This window comes from Microcoleus sp. S13_C3 (assembly GCF_036700905.1).
Classification (GTDB): Bacteria; Cyanobacteriota; Cyanobacteriia; order Cyanobacteriales; family Microcoleaceae; genus Microcoleus.
In genome coordinates this window covers 9,305-26,809 of record NZ_JAUBPT010000008.1, presented here as the reverse complement: position 1 = coordinate 26,809, position 17,505 = coordinate 9,305, and the positions used below count along the sequence as shown (strand labels likewise).

19 protein-coding genes are annotated in these 17,505 nt (G+C 46.0%); 9 read left to right on the top strand and 10 right to left on the bottom strand.

Annotated elements, in window-relative coordinates; translation table 11 throughout:
- The first annotated feature begins 347 nt into the window (after positions 1–347).
- From QUA16_RS03955 to ftsH4, 3 genes are all read left to right on the top strand, one after another.
- On the top strand, positions 348–1,193 hold the full coding sequence (locus tag QUA16_RS03955; protein ID WP_333105029.1) for a M48 family metalloprotease: 846 nt from the start codon (positions 348–350) through the stop codon (positions 1,191–1,193).
- A 112-nt stretch (positions 1,194–1,305) separates the two neighbouring features.
- On the top strand, positions 1,306–1,779 hold the full coding sequence (locus QUA16_RS03950) for a tryptophan-rich sensory protein (RefSeq protein WP_333181025.1): 474 nt from the start codon (positions 1,306–1,308) through the stop codon (positions 1,777–1,779).
- Between the two features lie 280 nt (positions 1,780–2,059).
- A complete protein-coding gene (ftsH4, locus tag QUA16_RS03945; protein ID WP_333105032.1) occupies positions 2,060–3,934 on the top strand; it encodes an ATP-dependent zinc metalloprotease FtsH4 in 1,875 nt (624 codons plus the stop codon).
- A gap of 150 nt (positions 3,935–4,084) precedes the next feature.
- On the opposite strand, the gene QUA16_RS03940 is transcribed toward ftsH4, so the two are convergent.
- Entirely contained in the window at positions 4,085–4,738 is a 654-nt protein-coding gene (locus QUA16_RS03940; RefSeq protein WP_333105033.1) for a Uma2 family endonuclease, read from the bottom strand.
- Positions 4,739–4,848: 110 nt separating this feature from the next.
- Entirely contained in the window at positions 4,849–6,228 is a 1,380-nt protein-coding gene (locus tag QUA16_RS03935) for an NB-ARC domain-containing protein (protein ID WP_333105035.1), read from the bottom strand.
- Positions 6,229–6,466: 238 nt separating this feature from the next.
- On the opposite strand from QUA16_RS03935, the gene QUA16_RS03930 reads away from it, so the two are divergent.
- Genes QUA16_RS03930 through QUA16_RS03920 form a run of 3 tightly spaced genes read left to right on the top strand, consistent with a single transcriptional unit; the run spans position 6,467 to position 7,147 of the window.
- Complete coding sequence (locus QUA16_RS03930) at positions 6,467–6,721, top strand: hypothetical protein (protein WP_333105036.1); 255 nt, start codon at positions 6,467–6,469, stop codon at positions 6,719–6,721.
- A gap of 11 nt (positions 6,722–6,732) precedes the next feature.
- Positions 6,733–6,912, top strand: coding sequence for a hypothetical protein (locus QUA16_RS03925; protein WP_333181024.1), 180 nt, complete (start codon positions 6,733–6,735; stop codon positions 6,910–6,912).
- 1 nt (position 6,913) lies between these two features.
- Positions 6,914–7,147 (top strand): HNH endonuclease signature motif containing protein, encoded by a 234-nt coding sequence (locus QUA16_RS03920; protein ID WP_333105038.1) that lies wholly within the window; start codon positions 6,914–6,916, stop codon positions 7,145–7,147.
- 351 nt (positions 7,148–7,498) lie between these two features.
- Here the strand turns inward: QUA16_RS03920 and QUA16_RS03915 are convergent, their stop codons facing one another.
- Complete coding sequence (locus QUA16_RS03915) at positions 7,499–8,398, bottom strand: M48 family metalloprotease (protein WP_333105040.1); 900 nt, start codon at positions 8,396–8,398, stop codon at positions 7,499–7,501.
- Here QUA16_RS03915 and QUA16_RS03910 point away from each other — a divergent pair.
- From QUA16_RS03910 to QUA16_RS03900, 3 genes are all read left to right on the top strand, one after another.
- Positions 8,386–8,631, top strand: coding sequence for a hypothetical protein (locus QUA16_RS03910; RefSeq protein WP_333105042.1), 246 nt, complete (start codon positions 8,386–8,388; stop codon positions 8,629–8,631). The genes QUA16_RS03915 and QUA16_RS03910 overlap by 13 nt on opposite strands.
- 83 nt (positions 8,632–8,714) lie before the next feature.
- The gene (gene vapB, locus QUA16_RS03905) at positions 8,715–8,936 is read left to right on the top strand and encodes a type II toxin-antitoxin system VapB family antitoxin (RefSeq protein ID WP_333105044.1); all 222 of its coding nucleotides are present in this window, start codon (positions 8,715–8,717) and stop codon (positions 8,934–8,936) included.
- Position 8,937: 1 nt separating this feature from the next.
- Positions 8,938–9,318: a type II toxin-antitoxin system VapC family toxin gene (locus QUA16_RS03900; RefSeq protein WP_333105045.1), complete on the top strand. Its 381-nt coding sequence runs from the start codon at positions 8,938–8,940 to the stop codon at positions 9,316–9,318.
- 110 nt (positions 9,319–9,428) lie between these two features.
- Here the strand turns inward: QUA16_RS03900 and QUA16_RS03895 are convergent, their stop codons facing one another.
- From QUA16_RS03895 to QUA16_RS03865, 7 genes are all read right to left on the bottom strand, one after another.
- On the bottom strand, positions 9,429–11,021 hold the full coding sequence (locus tag QUA16_RS03895; RefSeq protein ID WP_333105046.1) for a B12-binding domain-containing radical SAM protein: 1,593 nt from the start codon (positions 11,019–11,021) through the stop codon (positions 9,429–9,431).
- Positions 11,022–11,488: 467 nt separating this feature from the next.
- Positions 11,489–12,454: an NAD(P)-dependent oxidoreductase gene (locus tag QUA16_RS03890; protein WP_333105047.1), complete on the bottom strand. Its 966-nt coding sequence runs from the start codon at positions 12,452–12,454 to the stop codon at positions 11,489–11,491.
- Positions 12,455–12,927: 473 nt separating this feature from the next.
- On the bottom strand, positions 12,928–13,992 hold the full coding sequence (gene hemE, locus QUA16_RS03885) for a uroporphyrinogen decarboxylase (RefSeq protein ID WP_333105048.1): 1,065 nt from the start codon (positions 13,990–13,992) through the stop codon (positions 12,928–12,930).
- 245 nt (positions 13,993–14,237) lie between these two features.
- Entirely contained in the window at positions 14,238–14,390 is a 153-nt protein-coding gene (locus tag QUA16_RS36850) for a ParE family toxin-like protein (RefSeq protein ID WP_445252144.1), read from the bottom strand.
- Between the two features lie 113 nt (positions 14,391–14,503).
- Positions 14,504–14,701 carry a hypothetical protein gene (locus QUA16_RS03875; RefSeq protein WP_333105049.1) on the bottom strand — a complete coding sequence of 66 codons (198 nt, stop codon included), beginning with the start codon at positions 14,699–14,701 and terminating at the stop codon, positions 14,504–14,506.
- A 660-nt stretch (positions 14,702–15,361) separates the two neighbouring features.
- A complete protein-coding gene (locus QUA16_RS03870) occupies positions 15,362–16,144 on the bottom strand; it encodes a hypothetical protein (protein ID WP_333105051.1) in 783 nt (260 codons plus the stop codon).
- Between the two features lie 165 nt (positions 16,145–16,309).
- Complete coding sequence (locus QUA16_RS03865; RefSeq protein WP_333105053.1) at positions 16,310–17,281, bottom strand: LD-carboxypeptidase; 972 nt, start codon at positions 17,279–17,281, stop codon at positions 16,310–16,312.
- Positions 17,282–17,505: the final 224 nt, after the last annotated feature.

The following is a 17,505-nucleotide window of genomic DNA, read 5'->3' as shown; positions in this document are numbered from 1 at the left end:
GGCTTTCCGGCCTGTTCCACAAGAAAATCTATTCTTTGTGGAACAGGCATCTTGCCTTTTCTGAACAGGCTTTCCGGCCTGTTCCACAAGACAATCTATTCTTTGTGGAACAGGCCGAAAAGCCTGTTGCTGACAATGGTGCAACATCTCAGTTTAACCAATTTAATAACTATAACCTTCTTCTCTTCCTTCGTCCCCTTCGCGCCTTCGCGGTTCGTTTAAAAAAATCCTTGTTCGCCAATCATCCAAAAAAACTATAACAACTTTCCATTCTTGATACTTCAGACAGATGTCGAGAGAGCTGTCACCATAGTATTCTAAGCGCGAAAGTTTTTAGGTAAAAGCCTGTGAATAAATTTTTATTTCGAGCCGCGATCGGGCTATTAATGGCATTTTTTGGAGCAATCACCTATTTTACAAACGACGTACAAAATCCGGTAACTGGAGAGAGACAGCGGGTGCAGCTTTCTCCCCGCCAAGAGGTAGTTTTGGGATTGCAGGCGCGAGATCAAATGGCCGCCAAGTATGGGGGGCTTTATCCAAGCCAGAGTATTCAGCAGTATGTCGATCGAGTAGGAGAACGAGTTGTCAACGGTTCGACGGCGAAACAAGCGGGTTATCCGTTTGAATTCCACCTGCTGCGAGACCCCGAAACTGTGAATGCTTTTGCTTTACCGGGGGGACAAGTTTTCATTACTGCGGGGCTGCTGCGACGGCTGAATTCCGAGGCTCAGTTGGCTGCTGTACTGGGGCACGAAAGCGGTCACGTTGTGGCGCGCCACGCTGCGGAACACTTGGCAAAACAGCAGTTCGGCAGGTCTTTGGTAACGGCGGTTGGGGTGGCTACTAGCGACGATCGCGGGGGCGGCCAGCAGGCAGCATTAATTGCTCAAGCTGTCAATCAAGTTGTCGGTTTGCGGTACGGTAGATCCGACGAACTTGAGAGCGATCGGCTCGGTTTTCGGTTTATGACGGAAGCGGGTTACGATCCTAGAGGTATTGTTGAGGTGATGCAAATTCTCGGTGCTTCTAGGAAGGGCGAAGCGCCGCCGGAGTTTTTGAGTTCTCACCCAAACCCTGAAAACCGAGTTCAAAAGTTGCAAGCTTTAATCGCACAAAATTACCCTAACGGCGTTCCGGCTAATTTGGTGTCTGGACGCGAAGAGTTTGCTAAAAATGTGTCGGGCGGTTAGCAATAATTGCATCGGGCTTTACAAAAGTTATTACTATAGGCGGATCTAAGTTCGGCTTTGATTTGACACGATCGACTTAATGAGCGATCGAGCAATTGGAAAGTTGAAAACCATGATTGAATCTTGGATGATTATCGGCGGCGTGACTTTCTCAGTCGCCTTCGGTACTCTGTTTTTTAAACTGCGCGATATTAACTGGGCAGTCAAACTTCAAAGACCGGATTGGATGTTTTTTGAGCCTGCTATTCCGTTAATTTGGACGGTGATTTTTGCTTGCGGGGTCGGCAGCGCTACTTTCGTGTGGGAACAGGAGCCAGGGAGCCTTAAAACTTTGCTGCTGATGGCTTTGTACTTGCTTTTAGAAATTGTCACAGTTGCTTATATTCCTGCTACTCTCAGAGCCAAAAGTCTCAAAGTAGGGACGATTTTGGGAGGGGCTGGCGAGATTTTGGGAGTTGTGCTGACGTTGGCTGTTTTGCCGATTTCTCAAACCGCCGCTTTGTTACTTTTGCCTTACGTGATTTGGGGTGCGATCGGCACTTATACCACTTGGGAAATGATTCAATTAAACCCAGAAGCTGCATAAATCTTCGGTGTTATTCGGCGCACCCTACATACTATAACGCTCTTCTGTTCTCTTCCTACCCTACCCTTCACCGAACCCCTGCAGGGAACGGGAACGGCTTCGCCGAACGTGTCCTTCGCGTCTTCGCGGTACGTAAAAAAAAACATTGTTAATAATAGCAAATCCGTGCTAGCGGGTTAACCCACCCGATAAAGTGAGGAAATCCGCTTAACAGTGTGTGGGTATTTGATGAGAAAATAGATGAATAAAAGTGCTTTAAATCAAAGGATGACAGTTATCAATGGCCATTAAAGACCAGCCCCAACCACCTCGTTTTCGACAAATTAGCAATGTCTTGTTATTGCTCTCAAGTTTGTTTTTGCTGGCAAACATCTTTTTACCCAATTTGTTCGGCCCCCAAATTCCGCAAGTGCCTTACAGCTTGTTCGTCCATCAAGTACAAGAACAAGATGTAGTCCGAGCTTCGGTAGGTCAAAATGAAATTCGCTACCAACTCAAAGGCGAAGGCGACAAACCCGGTCAAGTGCTGTCAACTACGCCGATTTTTGACCTAGAATTACCTAAACTTTTACAAGAAAAAGGCGTTGAATTTGCGGCAACTCCGCCAGCTAAAAATGGCTGGATCGGCAGTGTTTTAAGCTGGGTAGTTCCGCCGCTGATTTTTGTGGCGATTTTTCAATTTTTCATGAACAGGCAGGGTGGCGGGCCACAGGGCGCGCTCTCGCTGGGCAAAAGCAAAGCTAAGGTCTATGTAGAAGGCGAATCGGCGAAAATTACTTTTGCTGATGTGGCTGGAGTAGAAGAGGCTAAAACTGAATTAGTCGAAGTTGTTGAGTTCCTGAAAACTCCCGATCGCTTTACGGCAATTGGCGCGAGAATCCCGAAAGGCGTGCTGTTAGTGGGGCCTCCGGGAACTGGCAAAACGCTGTTAGCAAAAGCAGTGGCTGGTGAAGCTGGCGTGCCGTTTTTTAGCATCTCCGGTTCGGAGTTTGTGGAACTGTTTGTAGGTGTTGGTTCTGCAAGAGTTAGAGATTTATTCGAGCAGGCTAAGAAACAGGCTCCTTGTATTATTTTCATTGATGAATTGGACGCGATCGGCAAATCTCGTAGCAGTAACGCTAGCTTCGGTGGGAATGATGAACGCGAACAAACTCTCAATCAATTATTAACTGAAATGGACGGTTTTGCGGCGGGCAATACTACGGTAATTGTGCTGGCTGCAACTAACCGCCCAGAAAGTTTGGATGCTGCTTTGTTGCGCCCTGGCCGTTTCGATCGCCAAGTTTTAGTCGATCGCCCCGATTTATCTGGCCGCGAAGAAATTTTGAACATTCACTCTCAAAAAGTGAAGTTGGGCCCGGATATTGACTTGAAGGCCGTCGCCACTCGTACCCCCGGTTTTTCGGGCGCAGATTTGGCAAATTTGGTCAATGAAGCTGCTTTGTTAGCCGCTCGTAACAAGCGACTAACTGTGGCGCAGGAAGACTTTTTTGAGGCGTTTGAGCGCGTTGTAGCTGGCTTGGAAAAGAAAAGCCGGGTGCTCAATGAAAAAGAGAAAAAGATTGTGGCTTACCACGAAGTCGGGCACGCGATGGTTGGTGCTGCACTGACCGGCGGCGGCGAAGTGGCCAAAATATCGATCGTCCCGCGCGGTATGGCAGCATTGGGTTACACGTTGCAAGTACCGACTGAAGACCGTTTCTTGTTGGATGAATCGGAATTGCGCGGTCAGATTGCTACACTGCTTGGAGGGCGATCGGCTGAGGAAGTTGTGTTTGGTAGCATCACTACTGGCGCTTCAAACGACTTGCAAAGGGCGACTGATTTAGCTGAACGGATGGTGACGACTTACGGGATGAGTAAGGTTTTGGGGCCTCTAGCTTACGATCGAGGTCAACAATCAATGTTCCTCAATGACGGTATGGGAAATGCCCGCCGCGCGGTAAGTGCTCAGACTGCTGAGGCGATCGACCAAGAAGTGAAGGAAATTGTCGAAACTGCACACCAGCAAGCTTTGGATATTCTGAAAGCAAATCGGGAATTGTTGGAAACAATTACGCAGAAACTGTTGGAAACTGAGGTAGTGGAAGGTGATGCACTTCGCGAATTCCTCGGTCAAGTGCGGCCTTTAGATAAGGTTGCGGCTTCAGTTTAATAGGGTTGAATAGGACTTACCCATGAGAGTCCAGAAACCGGGTTTTTACCAGAAGACGCGCTGTAGGCGGCAGATTCAGAAAAAACCCGGTTTCTAGATTGGGAGTGCGTAACTCCTGTTAAATTAAACCATTGTAGAGTTAATTTAGTTTCAAATTTGCTCAGGATTTATCCCCATTTCTCGTAGTTTTTCAGATAGGCGATCGGCTTTTTGCTGTGCTTGTTCCATCTGTCTTGACAACTCCACATAAGACAAAAATTTCAGTCCGTCGGGACGATAAATTTCCAAGTCTCCCGATGCAGTTTCAAAACGTATCTCCAAACGCGGACTTACCCAACCTTCTATTGATTCAATATAGTTGAGTTCTCCGTCACTTCGCACCCAACCCATTAACTCATTATCCTCTGGAGCATAGATATAATATTCTTCGACTCCATAATTCTCGTAGAACTTAAACAGCTTAAACATTTCTCCCAGTCGGTTGCCGGGGGAGATGATTTCAAAGACAACTTGCGGCGCAATGTTATCTTCCAGCCACTGTTGGTAGGAACCTCTGTCGCCTTTTGGTCTGCCAAAAGCTACCATAATATCAGGTGCTTGGCGTGTTTTGTTATCTCCTTCGACGGGATACCACAGCAAGTCACCTGCTACAAAGACATTTTCGTTGTCTTTGAATAAAGCATCTATTCCGCCTTGAATTTTGACGATTAATTGGAACTGTTTGGTGTTGTCAGACATTGGTTTTCCGTCGCTGTCTGGGTAGATGATTTCTGGCAAGGTTTGAGTAGGAATTGTTGCGGTCATGGGATGACTCCATTGCTAGCAGCATCAATTTATATTTTATATCTATTTTATACGACTTACGCATTGAGCATAGAAACCGGGTTTTTATTGATATTGGTGCAACATCTCAGTTACAACCCTTTGATATACTGCCTGAATACAGATGAAAGAGTGTAAAGACTTCCTTCTTTTTCTATCAAGCAGCGCCGCGATAAAGATTGGAGCGCGTTGAGTAAATCTGATGAGGATATTTGTCCTTTTTCTAGCAATTTTGCGAGGTTGACTGGCTGGTTTTCCCTAGCCAACAAAGACATAACTTGTTTTTCTAGTTCGGAAGTGCGATCGTACTGCTGCTGTAAAACATCTTTCAAATCTTCCGGCAACAATATGGTATCATCTAGTAATAATTCTGTCGCGCTGATTCCCAACTCTTCAATCAGATTCCCCACGCTTTTTAACCATAGGGGGTTGCCTTGGTAGCGGTGAATGAGTGCTTCACTGTTGTCGCTTTCTTCTAACCCATAATCTCTGAGTATTTCCCGTCCGGCTGCGATGTCTAAACCCTTGAGTTGTAAGGTACGAATAAGAGTATTTTGGCTTTTAACTTGAGTCACTTCTCTGGGTTGTTCCCAACCGATTAGCAGAAAGCAGCTTTGATGAGATAATTTTTCTATTTGTTTGAATAAAGAGCGATATTCTTCGCATTCTGGTTTATATTTTCCGGCCAATTCCCCGCTACAGAAAAGGTTGTGAATGTCATCCAAGACTATTAAACAGTGATGGTTTTGCAAATATTTAATCAGCGGTAAGCGTTTCGGGTTTGTTGCCGATGAATTTAGCTTTTCTGACTGGGAAAAAAGCTGTATTAAGTTAGATTGAAATTTATCTATGCTGGGGAATTCGTCGAAAGTATACCAAACTGCGTACTCAAACTCGTCTTTAATTTGTTGTACGAGTTGCACTGCTAAGGATGTTTTGCCGATGCCGCTGATGCCGGTGAGGGCTATGAGGCGACTGCGTTGTTGTAAAATCCATGTGGTGAGGGTGTCGAGTTCGAGAGTGCGATGGTAGAAATCGGCCAACTCTGGCATTTCGCTTAAATCTTGATGTAGAGTTTGAGGTTGTTTTGTGTTAGATGTTTCCTGATTTTGTGGGTGTGAGTTTGGGATATCTGGCGGGTATCTAGCTTCTCCACAAATGTTAAAATTACCGATGGCTACAACGTCACCTTGTGCAAAGTTTGAAGAATTAGAGACTTGGAACCTCTTAATTGCCGAGCGAAAATTTGATTTAGTAACATCTTCTCCCAATTCTTCTGAAAGTGTCTGCCATAATTCCATTCCTACCTCTCTAACACGATCCTCTGATCTATTAACCGCCTTGGCAATTTCTTTGTAGCCTTCATCTTCCCATGTTCCGCGCAGAATCCTCTCTTGCAAGTCATTGAGGTGCTTACCTGTTCTAGCAAATACCAAATCTTCTGCGAGTTTTAGCACTTCTGTAAGGTTCATACATCCGGATAGATATCAAGGTTGGTTGTATTGTACCCAACATTTACTCACATTTCCCAACATTTTCCCATATTTTCCAATTTTTTGTCTGTTATCAACTCGAAAAGTCCCGATAACTACCAAAGTTTTTGCAAGCGTAAAAACCAAAGTTAAGTGCTAGTATGGAGCGGGAGCAACTTTACTCTGGGAAATGTCAAATACATGGCTCAACCTATAAATTTAATAAGATATCAGTGAGATGAAAGACACGCTCATCGTCAAAATTCTCAAGGAAGGCGACCAAGTTTTGAATGTCTCATACATTGGTGAAGCGATTCACATAGTTGTGCGGAAACCGAACGAGGAAGTTTTTGTTTACTCCGTATCCCGTGATGCATATGGACAGCCTAAACTGTCTAAATTACCAGAGATTACCATCACTCATGGAGATGGTGAAGTTGAAGCACGGGCAACCGATGCTAGTGGTCAAGAAGTTCTCTCTATAACGGCTTAATGAGGTGAGTAATGGGTAAGAAGTCTCTTAAAATAACAGTTCATGGTTTATCTGATGAAAACTACGCCGATGTTGCTCATGGGATAGTGAAAACAGTCAAGTCAGTTGCTCCAAATAGCGATATCTCAATTCTGGGGGCCAGTCCACAAACATTTAAGGGTTCATCCAACAAGGAAATCGAGGGTAAGTAACGTGGCAAGTCAGAAACGATCCAACGAACACTTGAAGGCACAGAAGGCAGTCAAGCAGAGGGATGGTAACGAATGTGAAATTTGCGGTAAAGTCCCGGAGATCGCAAATGGACACCATGTTATTGCTTACAGTGATGGTGGTCCCGCGGATTTGAAGAATATGATGACACTTTGCCCAGAGTGCCACAGGGCTTACCACAATGGAGAAATACAAGTCGATATTTGGCGATTTTGAATACAACGTCAAGCTTGGCTACTGTTCTCCAAGATACCTATAAGAATTGATAAGCCTCAGCTTTTGTTGCTGAGGTTTTTATTTTTATTTAAGGGATTAAATCGCACCTCAACCTGCATCCCATCTGAGAAAGTCCTTTCTTTTTGCTTCTGCATCCCGCTCCATCGCTGCTATAGTTTTTGTAAACTTTTCTACCCATTCTTTACTGACTTCATACTCTAGTTCATCTTTACTCAGGGTTTCCACCTTATTAAATCTATAGCTATAATTCCTTTACCATTATAAACATACAAAAACCCGGTTGCTTCAAAACACCGGGTTTCTCCATATTGTTGCTGCATTTTCGCTCGCTCAAACTCCGTTTATGTAAGCCATAACTGGAGTACCTTGCTGCTGCTGCTGCGCGATCGTCAAAAGCCGCTGAATTCGCTCCTCTGTCGGCGGGTGAGTGCGGAAAAGTGACTGCAAACCTTTAGTCGAAAAAGGATTCACAATCAGCAGCGGCGACATCGCAGGATTGCCGTGCATCGGAATTTCATGACCCATTTTCTCTAATTTTTGCAGGGCGTTTGCTAAGCCGATCGGGTTATTGGTAATTTCCACCGCACCGCTGTCTGCTGCAAATTCCCTCGTCCGAGAAATCGCCAATTGAATTACGGTTGCTGATAGCGGTGCTAAAATGATTAAAAATAGCAAACCAAACGGATTCGCGCCTTGTCTGCTATCCCGCGTTACCGGGCCGTAAAGCGCTCCAAAAGTCAGAATTCGCCCGACAAATGTAATTGCGCCGGCAATTGTTCCGGCAACTGCTTGAGTGAGGGTGTCGCGGTTGCGGATGTGCGTGAGTTCGTGCGCTATAACGCCTTCCAATTCTTCGCGGGAAAGCAGCTTGATGATGCCTTCAGTAACTGCTATTGTCGCGTGTTCCGGGTCTCTCCCTGTGGCGAATGCGTTGGGAGATTGAGTAGGAACTAGAAATATTTTCGGCACCGGAATTTGGGCTTTTTCGCTTAGCGATGCTACCATATCGTAGATTTCTGGTGCTTCGCTGCGGGCGATCGGCTGAGCGCGGTAAGCCATTAACGCTGCCGTGTCGGAATAGTACCAAGAGCTAAAACTTGAGAAGGCAGCTAGCGCTAAACCGATGTAAAGTCCTTGCTCGTTCCCGATTAAATAATAACTTCCTAAAACGAGAAGGCCGCTTAGGAGTCCTAAGAGAGCGGCTGTTCTGAGTTGATTTGTTCCTAACATGGCGGGTTGAGGGCGATCGCTATTTTGATATTTTTGAGCTTGTAATTAGATTTTCATATTTGCGGGCGATCGCGCCTCTATCTGCCGAAATAACTGCTGCCGCCAATAGTAGTATTTTACCTTTTGAGTCAGAAACTGGGAATGTCGATCTGGAGGCTCTCTCTGGCTGCTCTCAAGAGGCGATAGAGCCACAGGATATGACATTTCCAGGCTCTGGTTGGAAACGAGATTAAACGAGATAACCATTCTAAATACCCTTGGACTGCAATTACGGTATAATTGGTGAATATGACATAGTAAAAATTCCACATAAATCATGACTATCGATATAGAGATTTTTCAAACTGTTGTCAAGATGCCAGAATCTCTCAAACAAGAGATATTGCATTATGCAAAATATTTACTTGAAAAACACGCAAAAACTGAATCATCTCAAGAACAACTTGAACAACCTCATGGTTATGGTAGTTGGGCAGGTAAGATTGTTATGTCTGATGATTTCGATGAGCCTCTGGAAGATTTAAAGGAATATATGTAACATGAACTCCCTTTTAGATACTCATGCCTTTCTGTGGTATTTGCTTGGCGATTCCAATCTAGGTAGTAAGGCAAAAGAAGCGATCGATACTAAAACAGGTTTGTATTTTAGTATTGCCAGCCTTTGGGAAATCTCTATTAAAATCAATGTCGGTAAGCTTCAACTGAATCGGCCATTTGAAGACCTGCCGAAGGAATTGCAATACATTAACGCTCAAATTCTACCAATTACATTTGAAGACACTGAGATTTACGCAGGTCTTCCTCTGCATCATCGAGATCCTTTCGATCGCATTCTGGTAGCACAGACGATGAATCATTCGCTGGTTTTGATTAGTCGTGATGAGGCTTTTGATGCTTATCCAATTCAGCGGGTGTGGTGATGAAGAAGGCAAAAATTTTATCAGTAAGCCCAGATAACAAAAGAGAATAGCCAGATACCCGACTTGTTTAAGAAGTCGGGTATCTGGCTATTAGGTAGAATTCTCCAACCCTAAACCGCTTGCACTTGCTTTTCCTCAACAGCCACAGGTTCTTGATATACAGTTTGAGACTCATTAGCCAAAAAGTCGGCCAATTGAGCTTCAATTTCATCCCGCACAATCTGGCGGTATTCGAGGAAATGCTCGTTGTGAGCACACACTGTTAAATAATGATCCCAAACCGCAGGATTGCGCTTAAGAATGCTGAACAAATGATGCCAGAACTTCCACCGAGTTTTGCGCTTGACTCCCTGCCGCCAAACCACAGTTAACAGTGCTCGCAAGTCTATCCAACTCGGAACTCTTGCAGGTATCTTTGCTGTAGGTGCACCCAGCATCAAGAAGTGGCGATAAGTCCGGTCTAAATATTTCTCAGCATCGTACACTTCGCAGAATGCCTCGACATATTCGCGGGCAATATCTTCGAGAGGCCGCGTCGGAATGAAGTTCATCAAAGTTGTCTGGTTGAGGTTGCCCGATTTGTCGCGCAACCGCCCTTCTTTTGCTAGTCTGTGGGACAATGCAGTGTGCGGCAAAGCTTGCAGCATTCCAAAGGTTGTGCTCGGAATTGCTGCTGCTTCGGCAAACTGGACAATCCGCTGACCGGCGCCGGGTTTTTCCCCGTCAAATCCGATGATAAATCCGGCCATTACTCGCAAACCTGATTTAGCAATTAACTCTACGGATTCGATCAGGGAATTTCGGGTATTTTGGAATTTTTTCGTCATTTGCAGGCTTTCTTCGTCGGGAGTTTCAATCCCTAGAAACACTGCATTGAAATTGCAAGCAACCATCATGTCCATCAATTCTTGGTCTTGTGCTAAATCGATGGATGCTTCTGTGTTAAAAGTAAACGGGAATTTGTGTTCTTCTTGCCAGACTTTTAAGTCTTTTAGCAACAGTTTGACGCTGCGTTTGTTGCCGATAAAGTTGTCGTCTACCATGAACACGCCGCGCCGCCAGCCCAAGTTGTAGAGATAGTCTAATTCTGCTATCAATTGTTGGGGGTTTTTGGTGCGAGGTTTGCGGCCGTAGAGGACGATGATATCGCAGAATTCGCACTGGAAGGGACAGCCTCGGGAAAATTGAATCGACATTGAGTCGTAGGCGTCTAATTCCAGCAAGTCGAAGCGGGGGACTGGCGTTGTGGTAACGTCTGGTTTTACGCCGTCCGATCGATAAATTCCGCTTTTTTCGCCGCGCCCTATTGCTTCGACAAACATCGGCAAGGTGATTTCGCCTTCGTCGAGAATCAGGTAATCTATGCCCGCTGCTTGAGGTTCTTCGGGTACTGAAGTCGGGTAAGGGCCGCCGCAAGCTACGGATTTACCGCGCCGTTTTGCTTCGCGAATTATGTCTAGCAAATCTTCTTTTTGGACAATCATTGCCGAGAGAATAACGAGCTCGGCCCATTCCCATTCTGCTTCGGTGATTTGTCTGATATTGCGATCGACTAACTTAAATTCCCATTCTTGGGGTAAAATAGCTGCTACCGTTACCAAACCCAGCGGTGGCAGCAGCACTTTACGATCGACTAATTCTAGGATTTTCTCGTAAGACCAAAATGTTTTCGGAAACAGCGGGTAAACTAAAAGAACTCGCATTATATGTTAAACCTCACATCAGTAAACAACTTGCGATCGGGCTGGCGTGTTTGAGAGTTCGATCGACTCTCAAGACTTCATGTTAAGGCTAAAATTACGATCTTGCACTCGATCGAATATCTGGCGAGGGGTGACACCCCCTAATACCAACAAAATGAGCGCAATTTTTAGCTTGCAGTTCCCTGTTAAAGTGTGCAAATGCTGATATCTTATCCTATTTGACCCTTAATTGACGATAATCGCATTTAAAAAGCATGGGACTAAGGCAAAAAAGAATTTGAAACACTAGACTTGAATAGCATAAAGAATTAGGGATGGGCTTCTAGCCCATCCCAAAAATTGTTTTTCTTGTGGGATGGGATTTGAGAAGCGCAAAAATAATTAGGGACGGGCTAGAAGCCCATCCCACAATCTTTCTTGTGGGATGGGCTTCTAGCCCGTCCGATTATTGGTGCGGAGTGTACGGACTACTTTGAATCTTTGCCGGGAATCCCGCTAGTTCTTAACATATCGGCAACTGTGCCGCAGTAACTTGGCATTCCTATGCTTTCGGGATTCACAAGATTTTGATAGGTAAAATGGCGGTAGCTGATGCAAAATCTATCCCAAGCAGCCACCTGAATTCGGAACAGCCAAATAAAGAAATCGGCTAGCCAAGGTGACAGAGTAATCCTAAAAAATATCTTTTTATTCAAATACTGGCAAGCTTGTTCTACCACTTCGTTAGCTGTAATCGCCGGATTTCCTAGCACAAAATGTCGCGGTTCCTCGGAAGCAGGCGGATGTTCAACTAAATAATTAACTACTTTAGCAATATCTGCGCCGTGGATGAAGTGAAAACTACCATCTGCCTTAAACCAGCGAATCAAACCAATCCATTTAGCCACAAGTGGCAGGCCCGATGACAAGTGAGAGACTGGTTTTTCGGCGTCTCCTCCCAATACTAATGTCGGGTAAAGTGCCGTAATGGGAGGCACATTTTTTAAGGCAGACAAATGCACCATGCAGTTGTATTTTGAGCTGATATAATCTGTCCCCAGTTCCCCGGCTTCTTTGAGCAAATTGTTGTCTCGACCCAGAATACTGGCAGTTGAAAAATAAATTACTTGTTGGCAAGTCTGTGGCGAAAGTAGTTGAATTAGCTGGAGAGTTTTGGTTACGTTAACATCAAAAACTTCTTGAGTTCCTCCCCAAGCAGTAGCGGCTACAATTGCTACATTTATTGTTTGCAAAAGTTCGGCAAATTGCTCGATATCTCGCATATCGCCTTGTAATATATGGATGCCGGGGCGGGCTTTCCAGTCAAATTTTAATTTTTCTGGGTTGCGAACTAATAAGTAAAGTTCGTGGTTTGTTTCTTGAATCAAAGTTTCGGCCATGTAGTGACCGATACAGCCACTTGCACCCGTTATGAAAATTTTTTTGGCGTTCATTTTGCAGAAGGGGAAGGGGGGGACGGCAAGGGGGAGAATAGGGCTGTTTCATTCTCCTGCAATCCGCCAGGGGTTGAAACCCCTGGCTAAGAGCAAAAGTCGGTTGAAACTGAGATGTTGCGCCATTCTCAATTACTTGTTTAGGAACAGGCAAGATGCCTGTTCCACAAAGAGTGAATTTTCTTGTGGAACAGGCATCTTGCCTGTTCTTGAGAATGGTGCAAGATGTGAGTTGAAACCGACTGAAGAGCACCATTGTTAATAAAGGGCTTTTTTGTGGCTGGGGGCGGGTTCGCCAACAGCCTTAAAGCTTGCAAATAGGTTCTATAAACCCGCCCGACCCCACGAAAAATCCTCTTATTGATATTGCTGCAATATCTCAGTTAAAACCGACTGAAATATTAATCTTTAGTCCTCATAGCGAGGACTTTAGCTATGAGACAGGGGTTTCAACCCCTGTCGGATTGTCGGACTCAAGCAGCAACTGCAAGCAATTTGTCCGCTTGTTTTGCCGTTTCAAAGAAGAAACGCACGTTGTCTTCGGGAGTTCCCGGTAACACGCCGTGTCCCAAGTTGAGGATGTGTCCGCGCGGGCCCGCTTTGCGAATTGTATCAAGAATTCGATCGCGAATAAACGGTTGAGAACCAAACAACACGCCGGGATCGAGATTTCCCTGAACGTTCATATTGGGGCCCAAACGTCGGCGCGCGTCGGCCATGTCAACAGTCCAATCGACGCTGATGATATCGGCGCCGGATGTTGTCATGCGTTCGAGGAGGCCGGCGCTACCGGTGACTAACAGAATTAGCGGGGTGTCAGGATGGGTTTTTTTGACTTGCTCGAATACTTGTTTCTGGTAAGGTAGAGCGAAGGTGTCGTAGTCCTGCGGGGACAGTTGGCCGGCCCAGGAGTCGAACATTTGCACTACTTGCGCGCCGCAGTCGATTTGATAGCGCACGTAAACGGCGATCGCATCTGCGAATTTTGAGAGCAACTGATGCAGTAAAGTTGGATCGGAAAATGCCATGTTTTTGATGATGGCATAATCCTTAGAACCTTTGCCCTCAACGGCATAGGCCGCCAGCGTCCACGGCGCGCCGACAAAGCCGAGCACGGTGGATTTGTTGCCGACTTCCTGGCGCAGGGATTTCAGGATAGTTTTGATAAACGGCAAGCTTTCTTCCGGGTTCAGCGGTTGCAGGTTGTCGATTTGCTGCTGAGTGCGGATGGGTGAGTGGATAATCGGGCCTTTGCCTTCGGCGATGTCCATGTCAATACCCAAACCGGGCATGGGGGTGACAATATCGGAAAACAGAATTACGCCGTCGGGTTGAAACGCGCGCCACGGCTGAAGGGAAACTTCGATCGCAACTTCGGGGATTTCGGAACGTTCGCGAAACGAGGGATACTTTTCTCGCAAATCTCGATAAGCCTTCATGTAGCGGCCGGCTTGACGCATCATCCACACGGGCGGGCGGTCTAGGGTTTCGCCGCGGGCTGCCCGCAACAACAAGGGAACTTCATTTAATGCCGACATTTTAACTTTTCTCTACCTTAGATATTTCAATGCCTTTGGTAGCTTACCACTGTGCGATCGTCCTTTTTGACAAAAAATTCATCTGTCAGCGGGGAGGGAGATGAGGGGAGTGGCTGAGTTCGATTTTGGGCGATCGGGATTTGGTTGGTTGCGAGGCTGGCGGTAAATTAGCTGAACCGCCCCTCCCCACTGGCTGGGGACAGTAATTAAATGGAAACGTTTATCATCACACTCGATCGGCGGCTTTATTTCTGAGCTAATATTGCATCGTAATCCCCATGAGTCCCTATCCAAAACCAGACAATACCTTCAGGTTTCTCAACTCCCAGAGCTCGGTAACTATCGCCTACTCGCACCGATTGCAATTGCTTTAGCCTGCCAACTTTTTTAAAATGCAGCGAAGGGTGATACGGCTAGGCTTTGAGTAATTCGTAATTTTTATCGGCTAACGCTTGTATTTCTTTAGGTAGCTGGTGATAGCAGTGCCAAAAACGCGGTAAAGTCAGATGCTTCATAACACTTTAGCCAATCCCCCTTCATACTCTGCATCGACTTCATCAAGTAGCGCATCTAACCGCCCCTCCTCCAAATCGTTTTCAATTTGCCTATCCCAAACCTGTTGGCGATACTCTATCAGCCAAGTAATGAGTTCGGATAGTTCCTTAACTGACAAGTTCATAATTGCTGTTTCAAGTTCTTTAACGCTCATACATTTTGCCACATTATTAATATTATTAACTACCAGCCGGGAAGTCCCGGGCGTATATTTAGAGGGGATTAATCAGAGCGCTGCGCCCCGTACCCCGTTGGGAATTACTCCTTGGGATGAAAGGCTCGTCGGGTGTAGGTACCCAAAGCGACAATTATTTCTGTATATCCCTTGATAATCTGGAAATACTCTGATACTATATTAGCAAGTGGGGGTGGAACTACCTCACTATAAAAAGCCTTTGAAAAAAAAGGAAAAAGAAGCCTGCGGTCTAACTGTACTCAGTTGACCGTCAGGTTGTTTCACTATACCAATAATCCTGAACGCACGGGTAGTCATAAACCCGGTTTTTTACGAAAGACGCGTTGCAGCCCACAGATGAGCGTCAAAAACCCCGTTTCTGTCGGAGTGCGCCGGTGCTCAGAAACCGGTTTTTTTCCGAAAGACGCGTTGCGGCTTACAGATGAGCGTCAAAAACTCGTTTTCTTTGGTTAGTTGTAGATTATACAGAGCGACGCAGCCGTAAGTATGGTGGGTCGCTGCGAGATTTTCGAGTTTATTTCTAGATTGTAAATAGCGACGTACCCACGGTATTTTGTAGGGTGCGTCGCTGTGACATTTTCGAGCTTCGTTGTAGATTGTAAATAGGGACGCACCCTACTATCTCGTCACACAAACTCCGCCCACCACTACCCGACATTGATCGCGGCCCGCATCGAATCTACTATCATTCCGCCTCGCCGAGTCTAAATTTCTACTCCGCGAATTGTAGTAATAATCTCCCGCCGGAAAGTTTCTAGTCGGGACAGCGCAGTAAGTCGAGTCTTGATTACCATCGTCAAACCTGACTCTCACCATAGAACGTCTCTCGCGACAATCAACAGACCGCAAGCCAAAATCATCTTGCAGAAGCTGTGCTCTGTCATATTGACCGTCATTTCGGCCGTCATCTCGCCTCGTGTACCAATCGTCCCGCGAATTGCGAGATCGTCTGTTGCCCCCATCAATTCCCGAAACTTCCAGCGTGTAGCTACCGCCCCTGGCAGCATCTTTTGCTAACACTAAAAGCTTATAATCGCCAGTACGGGGAATTTGATAATTAAAAGAACGGTCTAGCGTAAAAGCGACTTGTTTGTTGTTCCCGTAAAACAGCACCATGACGGGAGTAAAACCGCGACTTTTATCTGTATCTAAAAAAACTTCAATGTTGTCGCCTTCCCTTGCGCTGAATGTGTATTCTTGGCCGCGCAATTCTTCCGTCGGAGTTCCGGGTGTCCACATATTTCGGAAACGGTAAATCGGGGAAGTGCGACGAATTACTCCGTCAATGCGATCGTTATTCCCTATCTGTTCGCCAACAGCACTTGAGGAAATCCCGGTAAGTGCCAATCCCGTAACTAGGACTGCGGCAGCAATACTCTTTAACAAGTTGTGTGCTTTCATATCAACCTCTGGAAAATTTTAAAATCTTGTTGCTTTTTTTGTGCCGACATTTGCATACACAATCCATTTTAAATGTAATTTCTGCCAACCGTGTCAACCTCACCCAACCCGGCTATTTAGCGGGTGCAAAATCTCATGTTAAAGTTATAGACGTTGAGTCCTAATCTAAAGTTGCGATCGATCGCCGCAAATCAGCAATCCCGATTCAGCGTCGAGACTCGCCATAATTCCCATTGGCAAAGCAGCGTTAACTCCCTCGTGCCCGAAGGGCAAATCCGAGACAATCGGAATATTCAAGTCCCCCAGCCGATCGCGCAAGACTTCTTCAATGCTAAAACTGGGAATACTCGGCTCAATCTCGCAGCGACTGAAGCGCCCCAAAGCAATGCCCCGCACCCCAGCGAAAGCCCCCGCCATCCGCCACAAAGTCAGCATTCGATCGACCCTGTAAGGAGCCTCGGAAACATCCTCAAATGCGAGAATAACCCCGGTCAAATCCGGTTGATACGGGGTTCCGAGCAAATGAGAAGCAACCGTCAGATTCGCAGGAAACAGCCGCCCGGTGGCTTGTCCGCTGCCCCATCCTTTACCTTGCAAAGATTGTAAGGGGCGACCTTCTATGCAGTCAAAAAGTCGATCGACAGACCAATCCGGTTCCGCAGCCAAAGTTGTCAGCATCGGCCCGTGAACGCCCCAAATCCCCAATTTGTCGTGATTCCACAGCAAAGCAGTAATGTCGGAAAAACCGATTAACCATTTCGGCGAATGGGAATCGGGAGTTGGAAATTGGGCATGGGGCATGGGGCATGGGGCATCGGGAATTGGTGATTGGGCATTTTTTGCTTCGGCCACATTTCCTTTTTCCAAAAGTCGAGTGCTGCCGAAACCGCCACGAACACACAGAATACCGCGACAATCCGGGTCATTGAGGGCATCCGCCAACTGTCGGACGCGGTTTTCATCGGAACCGGCCAAATAGCCCCAGCGATCGTCAAAACCCGGTGTTAATTCAAGTCGATAGCCGCGGGATTTCCAAATTTCTACACCCTTTTCAAAATTGGTTGATTCTCGCAAAGTGCCACTAGGGGCAATTACTTTGAGCAAATCTCCTGGTTGCAGAAATTGTATGTTAGTCATTAGTTATTAGTTATTAGTTATATCGTGTTTGGTGAATCTATCGTAATTCCGTAGGGGCGGGTTTTACAGACAATTTCTGACTGAAACAGACCATCTCGAAAACCCGCCCCCACCCACCCATAAATACAAACCTACCTTTTCGGATTCGGTGAATCTATCGTAATTCCGTAGGGGCGGGTTTTACAGACAATTTCTGACTGAAACAGACCATCTCGAAAACCCGC

What these genes read in the sequence shown, in the direction of transcription:
- QUA16_RS03930 (WP_333105036.1), top strand. Translation starts at nt 6,467, where the DNA reads ATGAAAGACACGCTCATCGTCAAAATTCTCAAGGAAGGCGACCAAGTT.
- ftsH4 (WP_333105032.1), top strand. Translation starts at nt 2,060, where the DNA reads ATGGCCATTAAAGACCAGCCCCAACCACCTCGTTTTCGACAAATTAGC.
- hemE (WP_333105048.1), bottom strand. Translation starts at nt 13,992, where the DNA reads ATGTCGGCATTAAATGAAGTTCCCTTGTTGTTGCGGGCAGCCCGCGGC.
- QUA16_RS03900 (WP_333105045.1), top strand. Translation starts at nt 8,938, where the DNA reads ATGAACTCCCTTTTAGATACTCATGCCTTTCTGTGGTATTTGCTTGGC.
- QUA16_RS03950 (WP_333181025.1), top strand. Translation starts at nt 1,306, where the DNA reads ATGATTGAATCTTGGATGATTATCGGCGGCGTGACTTTCTCAGTCGCC.
- QUA16_RS03940 (WP_333105033.1), bottom strand. Translation starts at nt 4,738, where the DNA reads ATGACCGCAACAATTCCTACTCAAACCTTGCCAGAAATCATCTACCCA.
- QUA16_RS03925 (WP_333181024.1), top strand. Translation starts at nt 6,733, where the DNA reads ATGGGTAAGAAGTCTCTTAAAATAACAGTTCATGGTTTATCTGATGAA.
- QUA16_RS03870 (WP_333105051.1), bottom strand. Translation starts at nt 16,144, where the DNA reads ATGAAAGCACACAACTTGTTAAAGAGTATTGCTGCCGCAGTCCTAGTT.
- vapB (WP_333105044.1), top strand. Translation starts at nt 8,715, where the DNA reads ATGACTATCGATATAGAGATTTTTCAAACTGTTGTCAAGATGCCAGAA.
- QUA16_RS03895 (WP_333105046.1), bottom strand. Translation starts at nt 11,021, where the DNA reads ATGCGAGTTCTTTTAGTTTACCCGCTGTTTCCGAAAACATTTTGGTCT.
- QUA16_RS03935 (WP_333105035.1), bottom strand. Translation starts at nt 6,228, where the DNA reads ATGAACCTTACAGAAGTGCTAAAACTCGCAGAAGATTTGGTATTTGCT.
- QUA16_RS03865 (WP_333105053.1), bottom strand. Translation starts at nt 17,281, where the DNA reads ATGACTAACATACAATTTCTGCAACCAGGAGATTTGCTCAAAGTAATT.
- QUA16_RS03890 (WP_333105047.1), bottom strand. Translation starts at nt 12,454, where the DNA reads ATGAACGCCAAAAAAATTTTCATAACGGGTGCAAGTGGCTGTATCGGT.
- QUA16_RS03875 (WP_333105049.1), bottom strand. Translation starts at nt 14,701, where the DNA reads ATGAGCGTTAAAGAACTTGAAACAGCAATTATGAACTTGTCAGTTAAG.
- QUA16_RS03915 (WP_333105040.1), bottom strand. Translation starts at nt 8,398, where the DNA reads ATGTTAGGAACAAATCAACTCAGAACAGCCGCTCTCTTAGGACTCCTA.